Origin of the sequence: Gracilibacillus marinus, assembly GCF_042651725.1 — a bacterium.
GTDB classification, from domain to species: Bacteria; Bacillota; Bacilli; order Bacillales; family Amphibacillaceae; genus Gracilibacillus; species Gracilibacillus marinus.
The window spans coordinates 1-1224 of record NZ_JBHSDV010000011.1; the positions used below are offsets into that span (position 1 = coordinate 1).

At 37.7% G+C, this 1224-nt stretch carries 1 protein-coding gene; it reads left to right on the forward strand.

What is annotated here, in order from left to right; all coding sequences use genetic code 11:
• Positions 1-82: 82 nt before the first annotated feature.
• A protein-coding gene (locus ACFOZ1_RS16395) for an IS3 family transposase (RefSeq protein ID WP_390201019.1) occupies positions 83-1194 on the forward strand; the annotation gives its coding sequence in 2 pieces (ribosomal slippage) (positions 83-332 and positions 332-1194; 1113 coding nt in all).
• Positions 1195-1224 lie beyond the last annotated feature (30 nt).

Sequence of the window (1224 nt, forward strand, 5' to 3'; positions counted from 1 at the left end):
AATGGATAGGTTACACTTAATTGGACAACTTAATTAAGGTCAGTTAGACTTGGTTCAAATATTAAACCGAGGAGAATGAAAAATGACCAAAAGATCAAGAAGGACCTTTTCCAGTGAATTTAAAAAGCAAATGGTACAGTTGTATGCGTCTGGCAAACCACGTGCAGAAATTATCAGAGAATATGAATTGACACCTTCTTCTTTTGATAAGTGGGTTCGACAGTACCATGACAATGGGTCATTCAAAGAAAAAGACAATCGTACGCCAGAGCAAGAAGAGTTGATGCAACTTCGTAAAGAAAACAAAAAATTAACCATGGAGAATGATATTTTAAAGCAAGCCGCGCTGATCATGGGACGAAAGTAGATGTGATTCGCAACAACCGTCATAAATACTCGGTATCAGCAATGTGCGGCGTCCTGCAAATCGCTAGAAGTACCTACTACTATGAAGCCAAGGTTCGTGATGAGCAAGAAGAAGAATTAAAAGACTTAATTGTAGATATTTTTAAAAAAAGCCGTCAAAATTATGGCGGACGCAAAATCAAAGTGGAGTTGAAAAAGCTAGGCTGGACGGTGTCCAGACGTCGAATTGGGAGAATCATGAAAGAACAAGGACTTGTTTCCAAATACACTGTAGCTCAGTTTAAACCGTCACTATCTCCATGTAATGAATCCATGATAGGTAATACGCTGAATCGAAAGTTTGATCAGGACCAAGCATTGAAAGTAATTGTAAGTGACTTAACCTATGTGAAAGTCGGACAAAGATGGCATTATATATGTATTTTAATTGATTTATATAATCGTGAAATTATCGGGCACAGTGCAGGTCCTCACAAAGATGCTGCCTTAGTTCAACGCGCTTTTGCATCTGTCCCATACAATCTACATGACCTCGAAATGTTTCATACCGATAGAGGCAGTGAGTTTAAGAATCAATTAATCGATCAGGCACTTGAAACCTTCGGTATTGAGCGCTCACTCAGTAAAAAAGGAACACCGTACGACAATGCCGTTGCAGAAGCTACATTTAAGACGATCAAAACAGAATTCGTTAAAGGGGCTTATTTTACTAACCAACAAGAACTTGACCTTGCACTTTTTGATTATGTTCATTGGTTTAATCGCATCCGAATTCATGGATCATTACATTATTTAACACCGAATGAATACAAGTTAATGAACCTTTAAAAATTTGTTTGATTTAGTGTTGACATACCA